The following is a 19,232-nucleotide window of genomic DNA, read 5'->3' on the forward strand; positions in this document are numbered from 1 at the left end:
TCAGGCCTGCTTGAGCGTGTCGCTGTCGAACGGCAGCTGGCGCAGCCGCTTGCCGGTGGCGGCGAAGATCGCGTTGGCCACCGCCGGCGCGATCGGTGGCGTGCCGGGTTCCCCGATGCCGCCGGGGGCCTCGTTGCTCTGCACGATATGCACGTCGACCTTGGGCATCTCGTTCAGGCGCAGCACCGGGTAGTCGTGGAAGTTGCTCTGCTCGACCTTCCCGTCCTTGAACGTGATGCGTCCGTACAGCGCTGCCGACAGCCCGTAGACCACCGCGCCTTCGATCTGCCGAGCGATCGTCTGCGGGTTGACGGTCTGCCCGCAGTCGACCGCCGCGGTCACGCGATGGACCTGGATGCCGCCGTCCTTGGCCACGGACACCTCGGCCACTTCGGCGACCCAGGTGCCGAAGCTTTCCGCCACCGCGATGCCGCGATGCCGGCCCTTGGGCAGCGGCCGGCTCCATCCGGCTTTCTCGGCGGCCAGCAGCAGGACGCCCCGGGCGCGCGGGTGCTTCTCGAGGAGCGCCAGCCGGTACTTCAGCGGATCGGTCTTGGCGGCATGCGCGAGCTCGTCGATGAAACTCTCGATGAAGAACGCGTTCTGCGAATGCCCCACCGAGCGCCAGAACCAGACCTGCGGTCCCGGCTCGGCGCGGCCGTAGGCGATGCGCTGGTGCGGGATCTCGTAGGGGTGGTCGGCGAGGCCTTCGACGGCCATCGAATCGACGCCGTTCTCGGGGATCTTCATGAAGCCCGATGCGGCCATGATGGACGGGCTGGCGACGTCGGCGCGCAGCATCAGCGGCTGGCCCTTGTCGTCGAGCCCCGCCTCGAAGCGCACCCGCGACGTCGGCCGGTAGTAGCCGGCGGCCATGTCGTCCTCACGCGCGTAGACCAGCTTGACCGGGCTGCCGCTGAGCTTGGACAGGAGCGTGGCGTCGATGGTGAAGTCCGGCGCGAAGCGGCGGCCGAAGCCGCCGCCCAGCAGCATCGTGTTGACCTTCACCTTGGCCGGCGTGACCTGCGCGACCTGCGACAGGATGCCCTGCGCCGGTCCCTGGCTCTGCGTGCCGGCCCAGATGGTGACCTCGTCGCCCTTGACCCAGGCCAGGCAGTTCAGCGGCTCCATCGCGGCATGTGCGAGGTAGGGCACGTCGTACTGCGCGGAGAGCTTGCGCGCGGCGTTGGCGCTGCCGTCCTTGACGTTGCCCACGTCGCGCGCGATCGCGGTGGCGTTCTGCAGGCCCTCGTCGAGCGCGCCCGAGACCTTGTCCGACGACAGGTCCGCATGCGCGCCCAGGTCCCACTCGATGCCGAGCGCGTCGCGGCCTTGCTTGGCGGCCCAGTAGCCGTCCGCCAGCACGGCCACGCCCGACGGGATCGCGATGACCTTGCGCACGCCCTTCACCGCCTTGGCCTTGCCCTCGTCGAAGGCCTTGGGCCTGGCACCGGCGATCGGCGCGCGCGCCATCACGGCGACCAGCAGGCCGTCCACGTGGGCGTCGATGCCGAACTTGGCCGTGCCATTGATCTTGGCCGCGCTGTCCAGCCGGCGCGTCGGCTTGCCCATGATGCGGAAGTCCTTGCGATCCTTCAGCGCGGGCTTGTCCGGCACCGGCTGCTTCGCGGCTGCCTCGACCAGCGAGCCGTAGCTCGCCTTGCGGCCGTTCGGGCCGATCACCTGGCCGCGCTCGGTGCGCAACGACGAGGCGTCGACCTGCCACTGCTGCGCCGCCGCGGCGACCAGCATCTGGCGCGCCGCGGCGCCGGCCTGGCGCACCGGGGTCCAGTGCGCGCGCACCGTCGTGCTGCCGCCGGTGGCCTGCATGCCGAACATCGGGTTGTTGTAGGCCGCGTCCGCCGGCGCCTGCTCGACGGAGACCAGCGCCCAGTCGGCGTCCAGCTCCTCGGCCACCATCATCGGGATGGCGGTCAGCACGCCCTGGCCCATCTCGGCCGAGCCGCAGACGACGGTGACCTTGTTGTCCGGGGTGATGCGAAGCCAGGCGTTCGGGGCGAAGGTGTTGGTGGCGACGGCTCCCTCCGGGGTCTGCGCCAGCGCCGCACGGCCGGCGGCCAGCGGCAGTGCGAAGGACACGGTCAGTGCCACGCCGCCCTTGAGCAGCGAGCGGCGGCTGGAAGAAGCGGGAGAAGCCGCACGAGCACCGGCAGCGGTCGGCGAAGCCGCCGTGGGTGTCCCGTCCTGGTCGAAGAGGATGTCCATGATCAGCCTCCCTTCGCCAGCGTGGCCGAGGCGTCGTGGATCGCCGCCCGGATCTGGTTGTAGGTGCCGCAGCGGCACACGTTGCCGCTCATCGCGCCGTCGATGTCGGCGTCGGTCGGCTTCTTCTTGCCGGCCAGCAGCGCGCAGGCGCTCATGATCTGGCCGCTCTGGCAGTAGCCGCATTGCGGCACGTCGATCTTGAGCCAGGCGTGCTGCACCGCGCGGCCGGCGGGCGTGGCGCCCACGCCTTCGATCGTGGTGATCTTCTTGCCGGCGGCCGCTTCCAGCGGCGTCTGGCACGAGCGGACGGGCTGGCCGTCCAGGTGCACGGTGCAGGCGCCGCACAGCGCCATGCCGCAGCCGAACTTGGTGCCGGTCAGCTGCAGGTCTTCGCGCAGCGCCCACAGCAGGGGCATCTGCGGATCGGCATCGAGCGTCACCGCCTTGCCGTTCACGGTCATGGAAATGGACATCGGGGGTTCCTCCTGGGGACGCCTGGGCGGATCCGCCGCGCCCGATCCTTCTGAAAGGGGTCGGGTCTTGTGGCGGGGGTGCGCAAGCGTATCCCTTTCGAACTTCCCGCGTGCGGAGGCCACGCCATGCCCCAGCAGCTCGGCCAACCCGAAAGGGTTAACTCGTAAAGGGGAGTGATCCAGGCGGGGCTGATTCTCGTTCGCCTCTCCCGGCGGCCTCTCGGGGTATCAAAATGTACGGAGGTCGCCCAAACCCCCTGTCTTTTGACATCCGAGATGCCAAGGTCATGGGAATGACCCGCCATATCCGTGTGGTTTGCGCCTGCATTTAAGGGGGTTTGTGGGGATAGGGTTCCCCCTGGTTTGGCGTGTGACTTCCGGGTTTCTTCTTATAGGTCTGTCGCATCTTTGCAGCGCGATGTAGCAAATGTTTAAGTCAGTGAACCACACGTTTGCGCTACTGAAAAAATCGGCCCACGCAACGCAGCGGACACATCGACGTTCGAGCGCTCTGCAACGTTCGGGAAGAAGCGCCAATACCCGGCGCGACCCCATTCTCAGAAGAGGACCGTAATGTCTCGTCAACTTACCCAAAAGGCGCTGGTGCTCACCAGCATCGCGATCGCCAGCTCGCTGGCTTGCGGCATCGCCGTCGCGCAGGAGTCCAAGCAATTGGAGCGCGTGGAGGTCACTGGCTCGAACATCAAGCGCATCGATGCCGAAACGGTGTCGCCGGTGCAGATCATCTCGCGTGACCAGATCGAGCGGACCGGCCAACCGACCGTCGCCGATGTGCTGCGCAACCTGCCGTCCAACACGGGCAGCCTGGGCGAGAGCTTCAGCAACAGCTTCGCGCCGGGCGCCGCCGGCTTCTCGCTGCGCGGTCTCGGACAGAAGACGACGCTGGTCCTGCTGAACGGCCGCCGCGTCGCGGGCTACGGCTTCGCGCAGAACCTGCAGGACACCTTCGTCGACCTGAACTCCATCCCCTCCGCGGCGGTCGAGCGCATCGACATCCTGAAGGACGGCGCCTCGGCGATCTACGGCTCGGACGCCATCGCCGGCGTGGTCAACATCATCCTGCGCAAGGACTACCGGGGCTTCGACATCGCGGCCTCGAAGGGCTTCTACGAAGGCAAGGGCGACTACCGCGTGACGGCCGCCGGCGGCTTCGGCGACCTGGCCAGCGACGGCTTCAATGTCTTCGGCACGGTCGACTACTACAAGCGCGACGAGCTGCTGCAGAAGGACGTGGAATTCACCGAATCGCGTGACTTCCGCAAGTACGCGGGTGGCCGCAACTTCCAGAGCCTGACGGCCGGCGGCACCTGGCGTCAGCTGAACGCCACCAACGGAAACACCAGCAACTTCAAGGCGATCAGCGACTGCAAGGGCACGGTCATGACCGGCCCGCAAGCGCTGGCCGCCGGCCTGATCGATCCGAACACCCAGGCCGCGTTCGCCGCCGCGGGCAACACCTTCTGCACGCTGGACCAGAACGGTCAGCTGTCGGCACTGCCGGGCACCGAGCGCATCGGCTTCCTGGGCCGTGGCACGAAGGTGTTCTCGCAGGACGTGACCGGTTACGTCGAACTGGGCCTGAGCCGCTCCGACACCGAGCAGACCTTCTCCGCCCCGTCGTTCGTCACGACGGCCCTGAAGCGCCTCAACGCCGGCTCGCTGCAACCGTTCGCCTACAACGTGACCTTCCCGACCGGCGTGGCCGGGAACCCGTTCGCCAGCAACGCGCGCTACAACGGCTCGTTGAACGACATCGGCACGCGTGACGGCAAGATCCGCTCGGACGCTACCCGCGTCCTGGCCGGCGTCAGCTACACGCTGGGCACCTGGGACCTGGACAGCGGTGCCGGCTTCTCGCGCACCGAGACCACCCAGAACAACCTGAACCGTCTGTCGCTGCCGGGCGTGGCCGCGGCCTTCGGCGTCGGCACCGGCTTGCAGCCCCCGATCCCGGTGTCCACCGGCTCGACCTACAACCTGGACAAGTGGACGTCCAACAGCCAGGCGGTGCGTGACAGCCTCCGCGCCAACTTCGACCGCAAGTCGACGTCGGAGATGAGCTTCCTCGACACCAAGGCCAACACCACGCTGGGTGCGATGCCGGGCGGCGACATCGGCCTGGCCCTGGGCGCCGAGTTCCGCGAAGAGAAGCTGAAGGACACGCCGGCGCAGATCGCGGCGGACGGCAACGTCATGGGCCAGGGCATCACGGCCACGGACGGCAGCCGTCACAACTACTCGTTCTTCTCCGAAGTGTCGATGCCCTTCACCAAGAAGCTCGAGGTGCAGGCCGCGGTCCGCTTCGACAAGTACAGCGACTACGGCAAGTCGACGACGCCCAAGGTGGGCGCCAAGTACAAGGCCTTGGACGGCCTGCTGTTCCGCGCCAACTGGGGCAAGGGCTTCCGCGCGCCGACGCTGCCGGAAATCTCGCCGTCGGCCGCTTCGTTCTTCCAGTTCGTGATCGATCCGCAGGACGGCGCCCAGCGTCAGGTCTCGGGCGTGTTCGCGGGCAACCCGAACCTGAAGGCCGAAACCTCGACCAGCAGCACCTTCGGTGTCGTGTTCGAGCCGACGAAGAACTTCAACATCGGCGTCGATCTGTACAAGATCAACTGGCGCAACGTGGTGGCGTCCCGCAGCCTGCAGGACATCCTCAACGAATCCTGCCCGAATCCCCCCGGCCGGGAACACCGATGCGAGCCTGAACTGCCCGGCGAACGCCGTGATCATCCGTGACGGCACCTCGACCAACTCGGTGGTCACGATCCTGTCGAACTACGAGAACCTGGCTCAGCGCAAGACCAGCGGTATCGACATCGACGGCACGCTGCGCGTTCCGACCAGCATCGGCAAGTTCACCTTCCGCGGCAACGTGATCTACGTCAACTCCTTCAAGGAAGACGGCGTGGAAGTGGTGGGCACGAACGGTGGCTCGAACACGATCCCCCGTATCCGCGCCGGTTTCACGACCGACTACGACTACGGTCCGTGGTCGATCACCGCGGGTGCGAACTACACCCACCACGTTCGTCAGGATCTGCTGCCGACCTCGTACCAGACCCTCTACGACCCGACCGGTCAGTTCCAGAACGGCATCTATCCGAAGCGGGTGCGTTCGAACACCACGTTCGACCTGTTCGGCCGCTACGCCATCACGAAGCAACTGACCGCCAGCGTGTCGGTCCTGAACGTGTTTAACCGCATGCCCCCGTACGATCCGGGCTTCAGCAGCACCTCGCTGTATGACTTCAGCCTGTATGACACCCGTGGCCGCCAGTTCCGCGCCACGCTGAAGTACTCGATGTAATCGGAGCGCCGCACAGGCGCATCGGCGGGATCCTCCGCCGACCCCGCAAGCCCGCAGGACGACAGTCCTGCGGGCTTTTTCGTTGTCGGCCCGGCCCGGCTTGGCGTCGTAGGCGCCTCAGGGCCTGAGTGCCCCGTTGCCTCAGCGTCGTCGCCTGGGGCGTGCCGGCAAGGGCGCACGCACGCGGGCCTGGTCCTTGGAGTGCTCGAAGCGCGCGGCCAGCGCATCGATGAACAGCCGCGTGCGCGCGGGCAGCAGGCGGCGCGACGGAAACACGAGCTGCAGCGGCCCGACCTCGCCGGCCCAGTCGGGCAGGACCTCGACGAGGCGGCCGTCGTCGAGCTCGTCGACCACGTCCCAGACCGCGCGGCGCACCAGGCCGAGGCCCGCGAGCGCCCAGTCGTGGGCCTGCTCGCCGTTGTCCGTGACGAGCCGGCCTTGCACGGTGACCGTGCGCGGTGACGCCGAGACCGACGGATCGGCGGGCATGAACAGCCAGTCCGATTGGCGTGTGGCGATGCGCTCCTGCAGGATGCAGTCGTGGTCGACGAGGTCCTCGAGCGAGCGCGGCGTGCCCCGGCGGCGCAGGTAGTCCGGCGTCGCGCAGAGCACGCGCCGGTTGGGTCCGAGCCGTCGTGCGACCAGGCGCGAGTCCGCCGGACCGCCGATGCGCACCGCGCAGTCGAAGCCTTCCTCGATCAGGTCGACGAGCGCGTCGGACAGCGAGACCTGCACGGTCACGTCGGGGTGCGCGCGCATGAACTCGGCCGCGAGCGGGCCGACGCAGCGGCGGCCCAGCGCGACGGTCGAGGTGACGCGCAGCAGCCCGCGCGCCTGCTGGCGGCCCTGCGTGAGTTCGGCCTCGGCGTCGTCGATGTCGGCGAGGATGGTCTGGCAGCGTTCGAGGTAGATCGCGCCCTCGTCGGTCAGCGCCAGGCGCCGCGAGCTGCGCTGCAGCAGCCGCACGCCGAGCCGCGCCTCCAGCCGCGCCAGCCGCTTGCTGCCGACGGCGGGGAGAAGCCCAGCTCCCGCCCCGCGGCGGACAGGCTGCCCGTCGCGACGGCGCGCACGAACAGGCGCATGTCGTCGAGTTCATTCATTCCGGATCTCCGTTGGCCGCCGCATCATGCGGGCGCCATCTATTCCATTCTGGAACAGATGCTTATCCCTTTCGACGGATTCCCATCCGGGACGCGACAGATCACAGTGCGGACCATTGAATCAACGCTGGAGTCGCTCGTGACCTCCCTCTATTCCGCACTCGACGACGCCGGCGATGCCGGCGCCAAACCGGTGGCCGCGCGCGGTTTCCCCTTGCCGATCCTGGCGCTGGCGCTGGCGGCTTTTGCCATCGGCACGACCGAGTTCGTGATCATGGGTCTGCTGCCGGCGATGGCGCAGGACTTGTCGGTGAGCCTCCCGCGCGCGGGTCTGCTGGTGACGGGGTATGCGCTGGGCGTGGCGCTGGGTGCGCCGCCGCTGGCGGCGCTCAGCGCGGGCTGGCCGCGCAAGCGGGCGCTGCTGGTGCTGATCGCCCTGTTCATTGCGGGCAACGTGCTATCGGCGGTCGGTGGCGGCTACTGGACGGTGATGGCGGGGCGCATCGTCGCGGCGCTGGCGCACGGATCCTTCTTCGGGATCGGCGCGGTGCTGGCGAGCGAACTGGTCGCGCCCGATCGCAAGGCCGGCGCGATCGCGCTGCTGTTCACCGGCCTCACGTTGGCCAACGTGCTGGGCGTGCCCTTGGGCAACCTGATCGGCCAGGAATGGGGTTGGCGCGCGAGCTTCGGCGCGGTGGCCGGCTTGGGCATCGTCGCAGCGATCGCGCTGGTGGCGCTGTTGCCGAAGGCGAAGGACGCCGATGCCGGTGCTCAGGCGGGCAACGACTGGTCGGTCTTGAAGCGCCCGCAGGTATTGATCGCGCTGGCGCTGACGGCGGTGGGCTTCGGCGGCATCTTCACCGCGTTCACCTTCATCGCGCCGATGCTGTCGGAGGTCACCGGCCTGACGCCGGGCTGGATCACGGGCGTGCTGTTCCTGTTCGGCCTGGGGCTGACGATCGGCAACACGGTGGGCGGCAAGCTGGCGGACTGGCGGCTGATGCCGTCGCTGATGGGCGTGCTGGTCGCACTGGCGATCGTGCAGGGGCTGCTGGCGGTGGTGCTCGACTGGCAATGGCCGACGATCGTGACCGTCTTCGTCTGGGGCATGGCCGCCTTCGCGACGGTGCCCGGATTGCAGATGCGGATGATGCAGCAGGCGCCCGATGCGCCGGCGCTGGTGTCGACGCTCAACATCGCGGCGTTCAACCTGGGCAACGCGGGCGGCGCGTGGCTGGGCGGGTGGATGCTGACGCACGGGGCGTCGTTGCGCTCGCTGCCGGTGGCGGGGGTAGGGCTTGCGGTGGTCGGGCTCGGCCTCGCTGTGCTCAGCGTGGTGATCGAGCGGCGGGCTCGCTGACTTCAGCGATGGCCGCAACGAGGAAGGGCGACCGCATGCGGTCGCCCTTCTTTGAGTGGTATCAGATCTTCATCGTGTTAGCGAAGGCGGATTCGGCCAATCGCGACGTGCATGGACAACGTCGAGCACTTTGATCGTTGCTTGCTTCACCTGATACATCACGAAAAAGTTGGGGCGAACGACGATCTCCCGCACGCCAGCCATGCGCTTGGACTCTCGATAGAGCTCAGGAAAAGAAGCCGCCATCGAGAGCTTCGAATGGATGTCGTCGTTGAGTTCGTCCGCTGCGGTTTCGTTGTCGCAGCGGATGCGCCACAGGATCTCTGCCAGGAGTTCCTCCGCCGATTCTTCCCACTCAACATTTTTGGGGCGGGCATGTGGGCCCCCGTTCCGCGGATCATCTGGCGCATTTCGTCGTGGACTTGTCGGAAGTCCTTGCCCGGACGTTCGTTGCGCATCGCCTTCAGCAGGCGTTCGCGATAGGCGGCATTCCACGCCTCATCTTCCGGTAGGCCATCGTTGAAGGCGGTAGGCGGCGGAGCCGCCGGCGATCGGGCGTAGGGTCCAGTGTTGGTTCGGGTGACTTCAAGGTCCACGATGTTCAGTGCCATGAGGCGTCTCGCAAGGGTTTCGAGGGTCCGGAACACGCGCGGCGCACCACCTGCGGTGGTCAGGCGATAGCGCATGCCTTGCCGCTCGATCCAGAGATGCCAATGGCGTCCATGGAGAAGGGCTTCGGCGCGCAGCTTTTCGCCTGCTCTGGCCCAGGCGTGTAGCGTGGGCTCGTCGAGCGGGAGCGTCGGTGATCCGGTGTTGTCCATGGCGGGCGGCGTTGAATGGAGACTGACGGACTGTCAGTGGCAGAGCATAGGCCTCGGCAGTTCGATCGATGCAGCGGCCGCTCGCGTCATGGAAGTACCCATCGTTGCCCAACCGGGTTCGATGCGCCATGACCTCAACTGCTGAACTTTTGACCTTCCCAGGTGTTGCGCGCCGTGGCGCGCAGCGTTGAGGGTCAGGCCTTGCCGTCGATGGCGTCGATGCCACCGTCCAGCGCCTGCGCCACGCGGGCCTTCAGGCGGCGCAGCGCCTTGAGCTCCTGGTCCGGCGCCTGCAGCGCCGGCCACAGCAGCGCGACCAGATCGCGCGCCGCCGCGTCCACCTGGATCTGCCGGCCGGCGATGATCACTTCCCACAGCATGTGCTCCATCGGCCCGAACACCAGCGAGCGCAGCAGCCGCAGCGGGATGTCCTGCCGGACCTCGCCCTGCGTTTGGCCGCGCGCCAGCAGGTCCATCAGCGGCGCGGTGTAGCGTCGCTGCAGGTCGACGAAGGCGGCACCGAAGTCCTGCCCCTCGCCGCGCGCCACCGGTGCCTCGCGCTTGCGGCCTTCCGACAGGACCAGTTCGCACAGCCCCGTGCCCTGGATCAGGAACAGCCGCAGGTGGGTGTGGACCACGAATTCCAGCTGGTCCCGGATCGGCCGCTCGCGCGGCAGGCCCGATTCGATCGCCTCGATGATCTCGTCGTACCAGTCGCCGATCACCCGCATGCAGAGCTCGCGCTTGCCGCGGAAGTAGGTGAAGACCGTCGCCTCGGAGATCCCCAGCCGCTGCGCGATCTCGGTCGTCGTCGCGCGCTCGTAGCCACGCTCGGCGAACACCGCGCGGCTGGCACGCAGGATGTCCTTCACCCGCTGCTCGGCCTTCGCGCCCACCGGCGAGCGACGCTGCGCGGGCAGGGCGGCCGCAGAGGGTGCGTCGAGTCGTGCCTCCACTCGGGCGTCTGGGCGGGCGTCTTCTCGGGACATCGGTGCGGGGCTCATGAGGGGCGCATTCTCCGGGTTTATTGAGCCGGGCTCAAGTCAACCGGTTGCCGGCTTGGAATCGGGCCTCATCTGGCTTATGCTTCGCGCCTTGCGCCGGTCCGGCGATCCCGGAACGGCGCCTTCAGCCAGCGCTCCCGCACCGAATTGAGCGCGGCTCATAAGACCGGAGACCCAGAACCATGCCCCTGCTGCCCACCAAGCTCAACGCCCGCTCGGCCGACTTCAAGGCCAACGCGGACGCGATGCGCGGCCTGATCGACGACCTCAACGCCCGGCTGGCGAAGATCGCCGAGGGCGGCGGCGAGGCCGCGCGCGCCAAGCACGTCGGGCGCGGCAAGCTGTTGCCGCGGGACCGCGTGGAGATGCTGCTGGACCCGGGCACGCCTTTCCTGGAGCTGGCCCCGCTCGCGGGCCTGGACATGTATGACAACGCCGCCCCGGGCGGCGGCGTGATCGCGGGCATCGGGCGGGTGTCCGGCGTCGAGTGCGTGATCGTCTGCAACGACGCGACCGTCAAGGGCGGCACCTACTACCCGATCACCGTCAAGAAGCACCTGCGCGCGCAGGAGATCGCCGACCAGAACCGCCTGCCCTGCATCTACCTGGTGGACAGCGGCGGCGCCAACCTGCCCAACCAGGACGAGGTCTTCCCGGACCGCGACCACTTCGGCCGCATCTTCTTCAACCAGGCGAATCTCTCCGCCAAGGGCATCCCGCAGATCGCCGTGGTGATGGGCTCCTGCACCGCCGGTGGCGCCTACGTGCCGGCGATGAGCGACGAGACCGTCATCGTCAAGAACCAGGGCACGATCTTCCTGGGCGGCCCGCCGCTGGTGAAGGCCGCCACCGGCGAGGTCGTCACGGCCGAGGACCTGGGCGGCGGCGACGTGCACACGCGCCTGTCCGGCGTGGCCGACCACCTGGCCGAGAACGACACCCACGCGCTGGCGATCGCGCGCCAGTCCGTCGCGCGGCTGAACTGGCGCAAGCAGGGCGAGCTGCTGACGCAGCCGCCGCAGGCGCCGGCCTACGACCCCGCCGAGCTGCACGGCGTGATCCCCACCGACACGCGCAAGCCTTTCGACGTGCGCGAGGTCATCGCCCGCATCGTCGACGGCAGCGCGTTCGACGAATTCAAGGCCCGCTACGGCAACACGCTGGTCTGCGGTTTCGCGCACATCGAGGGCATGCCCGTCGGCATCGTCGCCAACAACGGCATCCTCTTCGCCGAGAGCGCCAACAAGGGCGCCCACTTCATCGAGCTGTGCTGCCAGCGCAAGATCCCGCTGGTGTTCCTGCAGAACATCACCGGCTTCATGGTGGGCCGCAAGTACGAGAACGAAGGCATCGCCCGCGCCGGCGCCAAGATGGTGACGGCGGTCGCCTGCGCGCAGGTGCCCAAGTTCACCGTGATCATCGGCGGCAGCTTCGGCGCCGGGAACTACGGCATGTGCGGCCGGGCCTACTCGCCGCGTTTCCTGTGGATGTGGCCGAACGCCCGCATCTCGGTGATGGGCGGCGAGCAGGCCGCGTCGGTGCTGGCCACGGTCAAGCGCGACGGCATCGAGGGCAAGGGCGGCCAGTGGTCCGCGGACGAGGAGGAAGCCTTCAAGGCGCCGATCCGCCAGCAGTACGAGGACCAGGGCCATCCGTACTACGCCAGCGCCCGGCTGTGGGACGACGGCGTCATCGACCCGGCCGACACGCGCCGCGTGCTGGCGCTGGGCCTGTCCGCCGCGCTGAATGCCGAAATCCCCGAGACGAAGTTCGGCGTGTTCCGGATGTAAGGTGCCGACCTTCGCTCCTCCCGCGCCATGACCGCTCCGACGATGACCGACCTGACCCTGCGCCCGCTTGGCGCCGATGATTCCATCGAGGCCCTGACCGCGCTGCTGCACGCGTCCTACGCGTCGCTGGCGGCGCAGGGCTGGAACTTCACCGCCGTCGACCAGAGCGTCCAGACGACGCGCGAGCGCGTGGAGAGCGGGCAGGCCTTCGTCGCCCTGACCGCGACCGGCGAGCTCGTGGGCACGGTCACCGTCGCGCCGCCGAAGCGGCCCGACGGCCGCTACCTCGGCGACCCGGTGCCCGAGTGCTACACGCAGGCCGATACGGCCATCCTGGCCCAGCTCGCCGTGCATCCGTCGTGCCGCGGGCAGGGCGTCGGCGAGCGGCTGATGGACATCGCCGAAGCGTGGGCGCTCGCACAGGGCTATGCGCACGTGGCGCTCGACACGGCGGTGCCTGCCGAAGCGCTGCGCCGCCGCTACGAGCGCCGCGGCTACGCGTTGATCGGCGACGTGCAGTGGGCCGGCAAGACCTACCGCAGCGTGCTGATGCGCAAGGCCTTGGGCGCGGAGGTGCGCGCATGAGCCGCTTGACCCGATCGAGCCGCTTGACCGGTTCCACCCATGCGACCCGTCGGCACTTCCGCATCGCCGCGCTCTGCCTGGGCGTTGCCCTGAGCCTCGCCGGCTTCGCCGCGAAGGCGGAAGACACGACCACCGGCGACGCGCAGCCCGCGGCGCCCGTCCGGCTGGCCAATGACATCCGCGAGGCGGTGATCCGCGTGCCGGTGTCGGTCGAGAACCACCTCGGTCGCAAGCTGGACGCGGACCTCATCGTGACCACCTTCCGTCCGCCGGGCCCGGGGCCGTTCCCGCTCGTCGTCATCAGCCACGGGCGTCCGCCGCAGGAAGCGAAGCGCGCGGCCATGCCGCGCCAGCGGCTCGAGGCCGCGGCCCGCTACTTCGTCCGCAAGGGCTTCGCGGTGGCGGTGCCCACGCGCATCGGCTACGGCGAGCTCGCGGCCGTCGGCGATCCCGAGGCCAGCGTCAAATGCGACGCGCCGCGCTACGCGTCGGCCGCGGAGGCCGCGGCCGCCGAGCTGTCGGCGGTCGTGCGCCACCTGCAATCCACCGCCGACATCGACGCGAAACGCATCGTGCTGATCGGCCAGTCGCTGGGCGGTTTCGCGACGATGGCGACGACCGGCGAACGCCTGCCCGGCGTCGTCGCGGCGATCGACTTCGCCGGCGGACACGGCGGCAATCCCGACACGCGCGCGGGCGAGCCTTGCCGGCCTGACGAACTGCGGCGCCGCTTCGCCGACTTCGGCCGGCGTGCCGCCGCCGATGGCCTGCCGGTGCCGACGCTGTGGGTCTTCACCGAGAACGACCGTTTCTTCGCGCCGCAGCATCAACGCCGCTGGGCCGAGGCCTACCGCGAAGCAGGCGGCCTGGTGCAGACGCGCGAGATGCCGGCCTTCGGCGAGGATGGTCACCAGCTGTTCGCGCGTGGCAACGACCTCTGGCAACCGGTCGTCGACGCCTTCCTGAAGCCACTCGGCTTCCCCGTCCCCGGCGCGCTGCCGGCACCGATCGGCGGGACCGCCGTCACGGACGAGGTCCAGGGCCTGCCCTCGAACCGTCTCGCGACCGGCTATCGCAAGTTCCTCGCCGCGCAGGAGCCGCGCGCCTTCGCCACGAACGGCTCGCGCTGGGGCTATGCGTACGGCGACGACGCCCAGTCGCGCGCGCTCGCCCTGTGCGACCAGTTCACCGACGGCGAGGAGCGCTGCCGCCTCTACGCCGTCAACCGGACGGTTGTCTGGAGCAAACCATGACCACGAACGACTTCCTCCCCACGACGCTGCGCGTCGAGCGCTCCGGTCCGGACGACGCGGTCGCGCGCGTCACGCTGAACCGTCCCGAGGTCCGCAACGCCTTCAACGACACGGTCATCGGCGAACTCACGGCGGTGTTCGAGGCGCTCGGCCAGGACCCGTCGCTGCGCGCGATCGTGCTGGCCGCCGAGGGCAAGGCCTTCTGCGCCGGCGCCGACCTGAACTGGATGAAGGCGATGGCCGGCTACAGCTGGGACGAGAACCATGCCGACGCCGGCCGCCTCGCCCACATGCTGTGGACGCTCTACAGCTGCCCGGTGCCGGTGATCGCGCGGGTGCAGGGCGATGTCTACGCCGGCGGCGTCGGGCTGGTGTCGGTCTGCGACATCGTCGTCGCGGCCGAGTCCGCGGGCTTCTGCCTGTCCGAGGCCAAGCTCGGGCTCCTGCCCGCGACGATCGGGCCTTACGTCGTGCGTGCGCTCGGCGAGCAGGCCTCGCGCCGCTACTTCGTGACGGCCGAGCGCTTCTCCGCGACCGAGGCCCATCGCCTGGGCCTCGTCCACGAACTGGCGGCCGACCCCGAGGCGCTGGACGCGAAGGTCGACGCGCTCACTGCCGCGCTGCTGGCCAACGGACCGGCGGCAGTGCGCGCGTGCAAGCGCCTGGTCCAGGACGTCGCCCATGTCCCGATCACCGCGACGCTGCGCGACGACACCGCGCGCCGCATCGCCGATATCCGCGCCAGCGCCGAAGGGCGCGAGGGCGTGCAGAGTTTCTTGTCGAAGGGAAAGCCCTCGTGGCTGGTTTGAAAGTTTTCTTGAATGTCTGAAGCAGTACGACAAGATTGGCAGCGCCGCAGCCTCGCGGCGGTCTGGCACCCGTGCACGCAGATGGCGCGTGCGCAGGACGTGCCGCCGCTGCCGATCGCCCGGGGCGAGGGGGCCTGGTTGGTCGACCATGAAGGTCGGCGTTATTTCGACGCCAACAGCTCGTGGTGGGTCAACCTGTTCGGTCACGCCGACAAGGGTCTGAACGACGCGATCAAGCAGCAGCTCGACACGCTGCCGCACGTGATGCTGGCGGGTTGCACGCACGAGCCGGCGGTGCGCCTTTCCGAGCGCCTGTCCGCGCGCACCGGCGGCGCGCTGGGCCACGTGTTCTTCGGCAGCGATGGCGCCTCGGCGGTGGAGATCGCACTCAAGCAGAGCTTCCACTCGTGGCGCAACCGCGGCCTCACGGACAAGCGTGAGTTCGTCTGCTTGAAGAACGGCTATCACGGCGAGACCATCGGCGCGCTCGCCGTCACCGACGTGGCGATCTTCCGCGACGCGTACGACCCGCTGCTGATGCGCAGCCACATCGTGATGTCGCCGGATCAGCGGCTGCGCAACGAGGCGCAGGCGATCGACGAGATGCGCGCGCTGCTCGCGGAGCGCCACGACCACATCGCCGCCGTCATCGTCGAGCCGTTGGTGCAGGGCGCCGCGGGCATGTCGATGTACGCGCCGAGCTACCTGAAGGCGCTGCGCGCGCTGTGCACCGAGTTCGACGTGCACCTGATCGCCGACGAGATCGCCGTCGGCTGCGGCCGCACGGGCACCTTCTTCGCCTGGGAGCAGACGGCTCCCGCAACCAAGGCGGACTGGCCCGACTTCCTGCTGCTGTCCAAGGGCATCACCGGCGGCACGATGCCGCTGTCGCTGGTGCTGACGACGGACGACGTGTACGAGGCCTTCTGGTCGCAGGACGTGACGCGGGGCTTCCTGCACTCGCACAGCTACACCGGCAATCCGCTGGCGTGCGCCGCCGCGAACGCGGTGCTCGACCGCTTCGACGCGGGGCAGCTCGAACGCAACCAGCACCAGGCCGCGTGGCTCACTGAAGCTTTCGCGCCGCTGGCCGCCGATCCGCGCATCGCGCACCTGCGTCAGCGCGGGATGATCCTGGCCTTCGACATCAACCCGAAGACGACGGCGCCGGTCGAGCGCTTCTCCGAGAAGTTCCACCTCGCGGCGCGCAAGCACGAGTTGCTGATCCGCCCGATCGGCCAGACCGTCTACCTGATGCCGCCCTACCTGATCGACGAGGCGGCGGCGAAGTTCCTCGCGAGCGCCGTGAGCGCGACGCTGGGGGAGGTGCTCCATGCTGCTTGATCACCTGCAATCGAAGCTGGACGCGATCCGCGCGCAGGACCTGACGCGCTTCACCCGCATTGCCGAGACCGGCACCGCGCCGCGCCAGACGGTGCGCGGCGCCGACGGCGTCGCGCGCGAGCTGACGATGTTCTGCAGCAACGACTACCTCGGCCTGGCGGCCCATCCGGCGGTGGCCGCAGCGCTGGTCGAGGGCGCGCACGTCTACGGCGGCGGCTCGGGTGCATCGCCGCTCGTGAGCGGGCATTCGCGCGCGCACCATGACGTCGAGGCACTGCTGGGCCGCTGGTTCGAGCCGCATATCCCGAGCGCCAGGGCGATCGGCTTCTGCACCGGCTACATGGCGAACCTGGCCGTGGTGACCGCGCTCGGCGACGCCGACGCGGAGATCTTCAGCGAGACGCTGAACCACGCCTCGTTGATCGATGGCACGCGGCTGGCGAAGGCCAAGGTGTCGCGCTACGCGCATTGCGACGTCGAGGACCTGCGGACGCAACTCGCGGCCAGCTCAGCGCGCGTGAAGCTGATCGTCACCGACGCCGTCTTCAGCATGGACGGCGACATCGCGCCGCTGCCGGCGCTGCTGGCCGCGGCCGAGGAATTCGACGCCTGGCTGATCATCGATGACGCGCACGGATTGGGCGTGCTCGGCGAGAACGGCGTCGGCTCGCTGGAGCACTTCCAGCTGCACAGCGAGCGGTTGATCCTGGTCGGCACGCTGGGCAAGGCGGCGGGACTCGCGGGGGCCTTCGTCGTCGCGCATTCGACGATCACCGACTACCTGCTGCAGGCGGCGCGCAACTACATCTTCTCGACGGCCTCGCCGCCGGCGGTGGAGCACGCGTTGCTGACCAGCCTCGAGCTGATCCGCGGCGACGTCGGGCGCCAGCGCCGCGCTGCGGTGCGTGCGTTGCAGGCGCGGCTGCGCGAGGGCATCGCCGCGTTGCTCGATCGTCATCCGACGTTGACCTGGAAGCTGGCCGATTCGCAGACGCCGATCCAGCCGCTGATCGTCGGCGGCAACGCCGAGGTGATGGCACTTGCTGCCGCGCTGGAGCGCGAAGGCCTGCGCGTGCCCGGCATCCGTCCGCCCACGGTTCCAAAGGGCGAAGCGCGCTTGCGCATCACGCTGTGCGCGACGCACACGGAGGCGGATGTCGATCGTCTGGTCGCGGCGCTGGAGGCCTGCGCATGAGCACGAAGGCATCGCATCCGCTCCACGGCTTCTTCATTACCGGCACCGACACCGAGATCGGCAAGACCTGCATCACCGCCGGCCTGACGCGCGCGTTCGACGGCCTGGGCCGCTACGTGACGCCGATCAAGTCGCTGGCCGCCGGCCAGACGCAGACCGCCGACGGCGTCTGGGTCAACGAGGACGTCGCCCTGCTGCATGCCGCGCAGACGCAGGGCATGACGATGGACGAGGTCGGCCCGCTGCAGTTCCGCGAGCCCTGTGCGCCGCACATCGCCGCGAAGCTCGAGGGCCGCGCCATCGACCGCACCGCGCTGCTGGCCGCGATCCGGCGCTCCGCCTCCAAGGGCGACTTCGCGCTGATCGAGGGCGTCGGCGGTTTCCGCGTGCCGCTCACCGACGACTGGGACACCGCCGACCTGGCCGTCGACCTGGCGATGCCGGTGGTGCTCGTCGTCGGCCTGCGGCTGGGCTGCATCAACCACGCGCTGCTGACGGCCGAGGCCGTCCTCGCGCGCGGCCTGCGGCTCGCGGGCTGGGTGGCCAACACCGCCGACCCCCATCAACCCCATGTGGCGGACAATCTGGCCGCCTTGCACGCCCGGCTCGACCAGGGCTTGAGCGTGCCGTGCTGGGGCCATGTGCCCCGGCTCCCAGATCCCTCTCCCGCGGCCGTGGCCGCGCACCTGCAGCAGCCGCTGCTGTTGAACGCATTGAAAGCATGACGATGAAGCAGACCGTCAACCAGATCCAGACGCTGACGCCCACCACCGACGAGCAACGTCGCAACGCCAAGCCCTGGACCGTCAACGAGATCGCCGCGCTGTTCGAGCTGCCGTTCAACGACCTGCTGTTCCGCGCGCAGCAGGTGCATCGCGAGCACTTCGATCCGAACGCGGTGCAACTGTCCACGCTGCTGTCCATCAAGACCGGCGGCTGCGAGGAGGACTGCAAGTACTGCCCGCAGTCGGCCCACTTCGACACCGGCCTGAAGGCCGAGAAGCTGATCCCGCTGCAGGAGGTGATGGAAGCCGCCCGCGCCGCCAAGGCCAACGGCGCGACCCGCTTCTGCATGGGCGCCGCGTGGCGCTCGCCGAAGGAGCGTCACCTGGAAGCCATCGGCGAGATGATCTCCGAGGTCAAGGCGATGGGCCTGGAGACCTGCCTGACCGCCGGCATGCTGGGCGACGGCCAGGCCGAGCAGCTGCGCGAGGCGGGGCTGGACTACTACAACCACAACCTCGACACCTCGCCGGAGTTCTACGGCCAGATCATCACGACGCGCACCTACCAGGACCGCCTGGACACGCTGGAGCGCGTGCGCGGCGTCGGGCTGAAGGTGTGCTCGGGCGGCATCGTCGGCATGGGCGAGACCCGCCGCCAACGCGCCGGCCTGATCGCGCAGCTGGCCAACCTGGATCCGTATCCGGAGTCGGTGCCCATCAACAACCTGGTGCAGGTCGAAGGCACGCCGCTGGCGGGCACCGAGGCGCTGGACCCGTTCGAGTTCATCCGCACGATCGCGGTGGCCCGCATCACGATGCCGCGCGCGATGGTGCGCCTGTCCGCCGGCCGCGAGGAGATGCCCGAGACGATGCAGTCGCTGTGCTTCCTGGCCGGCGCGAACAGCATGTTCTACGGCGACAAGCTGCTGACCACCAGCAACCCGCAGGCCGAGAAGGACCGCCAGCTGATCGCCCGCCTGGGCATGCACTGCGCGACGGAAGCCGAGCTGAGCGCCGACACGGTGCCCGGCTGCGCGCCGGTGGGCGAGGACGCCGCGGCGTCCTGCGGCCATCGCCATTGAGCGGCCCGACACGACCTGAACCGACCTGACGACGCGTGACGGCCATGGCCGGCGCGCGGCCCCGGACGATCGCGAAGCGCGGCCGTCCGGGCGCACCCGGCGCGAAGCGGCCACAAGCCGCAACGCGTCGAGGA

The 19,232-nt window shown here is 69.1% G+C and carries 17 protein-coding genes; 11 read left to right on the forward strand and 6 right to left on the reverse strand.

Annotated features, from left to right (window positions below; translation table 11 throughout):
• Together ACQ86G_RS10245 and ACQ86G_RS10250 are read right to left on the reverse strand one after the other, a co-directional pair.
• Positions 1-2,226 (reverse strand): molybdopterin cofactor-binding domain-containing protein, encoded by a 2,226-nt coding sequence (locus ACQ86G_RS10245; protein WP_431260472.1) that lies wholly within the window; start codon positions 2,224-2,226, stop codon positions 1-3.
• Between the two features lie 2 nt (positions 2,227-2,228).
• Positions 2,229-2,699 carry a (2Fe-2S)-binding protein gene (locus ACQ86G_RS10250; RefSeq protein ID WP_431260473.1) on the reverse strand — a complete coding sequence of 157 codons (471 nt, stop codon included), beginning with the start codon at positions 2,697-2,699 and terminating at the stop codon, positions 2,229-2,231.
• A gap of 573 nt (positions 2,700-3,272) precedes the next feature.
• Here ACQ86G_RS10250 and ACQ86G_RS10255 point away from each other — a divergent pair.
• Together ACQ86G_RS10255 and ACQ86G_RS10260 are read left to right on the forward strand one after the other, a co-directional pair.
• Positions 3,273-5,459 (forward strand): TonB-dependent receptor plug domain-containing protein, encoded by a 2,187-nt coding sequence (locus tag ACQ86G_RS10255; RefSeq protein ID WP_431260474.1) that lies wholly within the window; start codon positions 3,273-3,275, stop codon positions 5,457-5,459.
• Complete coding sequence (locus ACQ86G_RS10260) at positions 5,446-6,030, forward strand: TonB-dependent receptor domain-containing protein (protein ID WP_431260475.1); 585 nt, start codon at positions 5,446-5,448, stop codon at positions 6,028-6,030. Before ACQ86G_RS10255 ends, ACQ86G_RS10260 begins: the two co-directional genes overlap by 14 nt.
• Positions 6,031-6,171: 141 nt before the next feature.
• Here the strand turns inward: ACQ86G_RS10260 and ACQ86G_RS10265 are convergent, their stop codons facing one another.
• Together ACQ86G_RS10265 and ACQ86G_RS10270 are read right to left on the reverse strand one after the other, a co-directional pair.
• Entirely contained in the window at positions 6,172-6,996 is an 825-nt protein-coding gene (locus ACQ86G_RS10265; protein ID WP_431260476.1) for a LysR substrate-binding domain-containing protein, read from the reverse strand.
• The gene (locus ACQ86G_RS10270; RefSeq protein WP_431260477.1) at positions 6,957-7,130 is read right to left on the reverse strand and encodes a helix-turn-helix domain-containing protein; all 174 of its coding nucleotides are present in this window, start codon (positions 7,128-7,130) and stop codon (positions 6,957-6,959) included. The genes ACQ86G_RS10265 and ACQ86G_RS10270 overlap by 40 nt, the downstream gene beginning before the upstream one ends.
• Before the next feature lie 193 nt (positions 7,131-7,323).
• Between ACQ86G_RS10270 and ACQ86G_RS10275 the strand changes: the two genes are divergently transcribed.
• The gene (locus ACQ86G_RS10275; protein ID WP_431261367.1) at positions 7,324-8,490 is read left to right on the forward strand and encodes an MFS transporter; all 1,167 of its coding nucleotides are present in this window, start codon (positions 7,324-7,326) and stop codon (positions 8,488-8,490) included.
• Positions 8,491-8,559: 69 nt separating this feature from the next.
• On the opposite strand, the gene ACQ86G_RS10280 is transcribed toward ACQ86G_RS10275, so the two are convergent.
• Both ACQ86G_RS10280 and ACQ86G_RS10285 read right to left on the reverse strand, forming a co-directional pair.
• Positions 8,560-8,985, reverse strand: coding sequence for a type II toxin-antitoxin system RelE/ParE family toxin (locus ACQ86G_RS10280; protein WP_431260478.1), 426 nt, complete (start codon positions 8,983-8,985; stop codon positions 8,560-8,562).
• Positions 8,986-9,505: 520 nt separating this feature from the next.
• A complete protein-coding gene (locus tag ACQ86G_RS10285; RefSeq protein WP_431260479.1) occupies positions 9,506-10,300 on the reverse strand; it encodes a TetR/AcrR family transcriptional regulator in 795 nt (264 codons plus the stop codon).
• 197 nt (positions 10,301-10,497) lie between these two features.
• Here ACQ86G_RS10285 and ACQ86G_RS10290 point away from each other — a divergent pair, with 197 nt between their 5' ends.
• The 8 genes from ACQ86G_RS10290 to bioB are packed head-to-tail and all read left to right on the forward strand — an operon-like array spanning position 10,498 to position 19,098.
• A complete protein-coding gene (locus ACQ86G_RS10290) occupies positions 10,498-12,105 on the forward strand; it encodes a carboxyl transferase domain-containing protein (protein ID WP_431260480.1) in 1,608 nt (535 codons plus the stop codon).
• Between the two features lie 27 nt (positions 12,106-12,132).
• A complete protein-coding gene (locus ACQ86G_RS10295) occupies positions 12,133-12,690 on the forward strand; it encodes a GNAT family N-acetyltransferase (protein WP_431260481.1) in 558 nt (185 codons plus the stop codon).
• Positions 12,687-13,943 carry an alpha/beta hydrolase family protein gene (locus tag ACQ86G_RS10300; protein ID WP_431260482.1) on the forward strand — a complete coding sequence of 419 codons (1,257 nt, stop codon included), beginning with the start codon at positions 12,687-12,689 and terminating at the stop codon, positions 13,941-13,943. Before ACQ86G_RS10295 ends, ACQ86G_RS10300 begins: the two co-directional genes overlap by 4 nt.
• On the forward strand, positions 13,940-14,752 hold the full coding sequence (locus ACQ86G_RS10305; protein WP_431260483.1) for an enoyl-CoA hydratase/isomerase family protein: 813 nt from the start codon (positions 13,940-13,942) through the stop codon (positions 14,750-14,752). The genes ACQ86G_RS10300 and ACQ86G_RS10305 overlap by 4 nt, the downstream gene beginning before the upstream one ends.
• 12 nt (positions 14,753-14,764) lie before the next feature.
• Positions 14,765-16,096: an adenosylmethionine--8-amino-7-oxononanoate transaminase gene (gene bioA, locus ACQ86G_RS10310; protein ID WP_431260484.1), complete on the forward strand. Its 1,332-nt coding sequence runs from the start codon at positions 14,765-14,767 to the stop codon at positions 16,094-16,096.
• Entirely contained in the window at positions 16,086-17,291 is a 1,206-nt protein-coding gene (gene bioF, locus ACQ86G_RS10315) for an 8-amino-7-oxononanoate synthase (protein WP_431260485.1), read from the forward strand. The genes bioA and bioF overlap by 11 nt, the downstream gene beginning before the upstream one ends.
• A complete protein-coding gene (gene bioD, locus ACQ86G_RS10320) occupies positions 17,288-18,016 on the forward strand; it encodes a dethiobiotin synthase (protein ID WP_431260486.1) in 729 nt (242 codons plus the stop codon). Before bioF ends, bioD begins: the two co-directional genes overlap by 4 nt.
• On the forward strand, positions 18,013-19,098 hold the full coding sequence (gene bioB / locus ACQ86G_RS10325; protein WP_431260487.1) for a biotin synthase BioB: 1,086 nt from the start codon (positions 18,013-18,015) through the stop codon (positions 19,096-19,098). Before bioD ends, bioB begins: the two co-directional genes overlap by 4 nt.
• Positions 19,099-19,232 lie beyond the last annotated feature (134 nt).

The sequence above is a fragment of the Roseateles chitinivorans genome, assembly GCF_050632145.1.
In the GTDB taxonomy this organism is placed as follows: domain Bacteria; phylum Pseudomonadota; class Gammaproteobacteria; order Burkholderiales; family Burkholderiaceae_C; genus Roseateles; species Roseateles chitinivorans_B.

Excerpts from the sequence above, each read along its gene's own strand:
- ACQ86G_RS10245 (WP_431260472.1), bottom strand. The coding sequence starts at position 2,226 with ATGGACATCCTCTTCGACCAGGACGGGACACCCACGGCGGCTTCGCCG.
- ACQ86G_RS10250 (WP_431260473.1), bottom strand. The coding sequence starts at position 2,699 with ATGTCCATTTCCATGACCGTGAACGGCAAGGCGGTGACGCTCGATGCC.
- ACQ86G_RS10255 (WP_431260474.1), top strand. The coding sequence starts at position 3,273 with ATGTCTCGTCAACTTACCCAAAAGGCGCTGGTGCTCACCAGCATCGCG.
- ACQ86G_RS10270 (WP_431260477.1), bottom strand. The coding sequence starts at position 7,130 with ATGAATGAACTCGACGACATGCGCCTGTTCGTGCGCGCCGTCGCGACG.
- ACQ86G_RS10285 (WP_431260479.1), bottom strand. The coding sequence starts at position 10,300 with ATGTCCCGAGAAGACGCCCGCCCAGACGCCCGAGTGGAGGCACGACTC.
- ACQ86G_RS10290 (WP_431260480.1), top strand. The coding sequence starts at position 10,498 with ATGCCCCTGCTGCCCACCAAGCTCAACGCCCGCTCGGCCGACTTCAAG.
- ACQ86G_RS10295 (WP_431260481.1), top strand. The coding sequence starts at position 12,133 with ATGACCGCTCCGACGATGACCGACCTGACCCTGCGCCCGCTTGGCGCC.
- ACQ86G_RS10300 (WP_431260482.1), top strand. The coding sequence starts at position 12,687 with ATGAGCCGCTTGACCCGATCGAGCCGCTTGACCGGTTCCACCCATGCG.
- ACQ86G_RS10305 (WP_431260483.1), top strand. The coding sequence starts at position 13,940 with ATGACCACGAACGACTTCCTCCCCACGACGCTGCGCGTCGAGCGCTCC.
- bioA (WP_431260484.1), top strand. The coding sequence starts at position 14,765 with ATGTCTGAAGCAGTACGACAAGATTGGCAGCGCCGCAGCCTCGCGGCG.
- bioF (WP_431260485.1), top strand. The coding sequence starts at position 16,086 with ATGCTGCTTGATCACCTGCAATCGAAGCTGGACGCGATCCGCGCGCAG.
- bioD (WP_431260486.1), top strand. The coding sequence starts at position 17,288 with ATGAGCACGAAGGCATCGCATCCGCTCCACGGCTTCTTCATTACCGGC.
- bioB (WP_431260487.1), top strand. The coding sequence starts at position 18,013 with ATGACGATGAAGCAGACCGTCAACCAGATCCAGACGCTGACGCCCACC.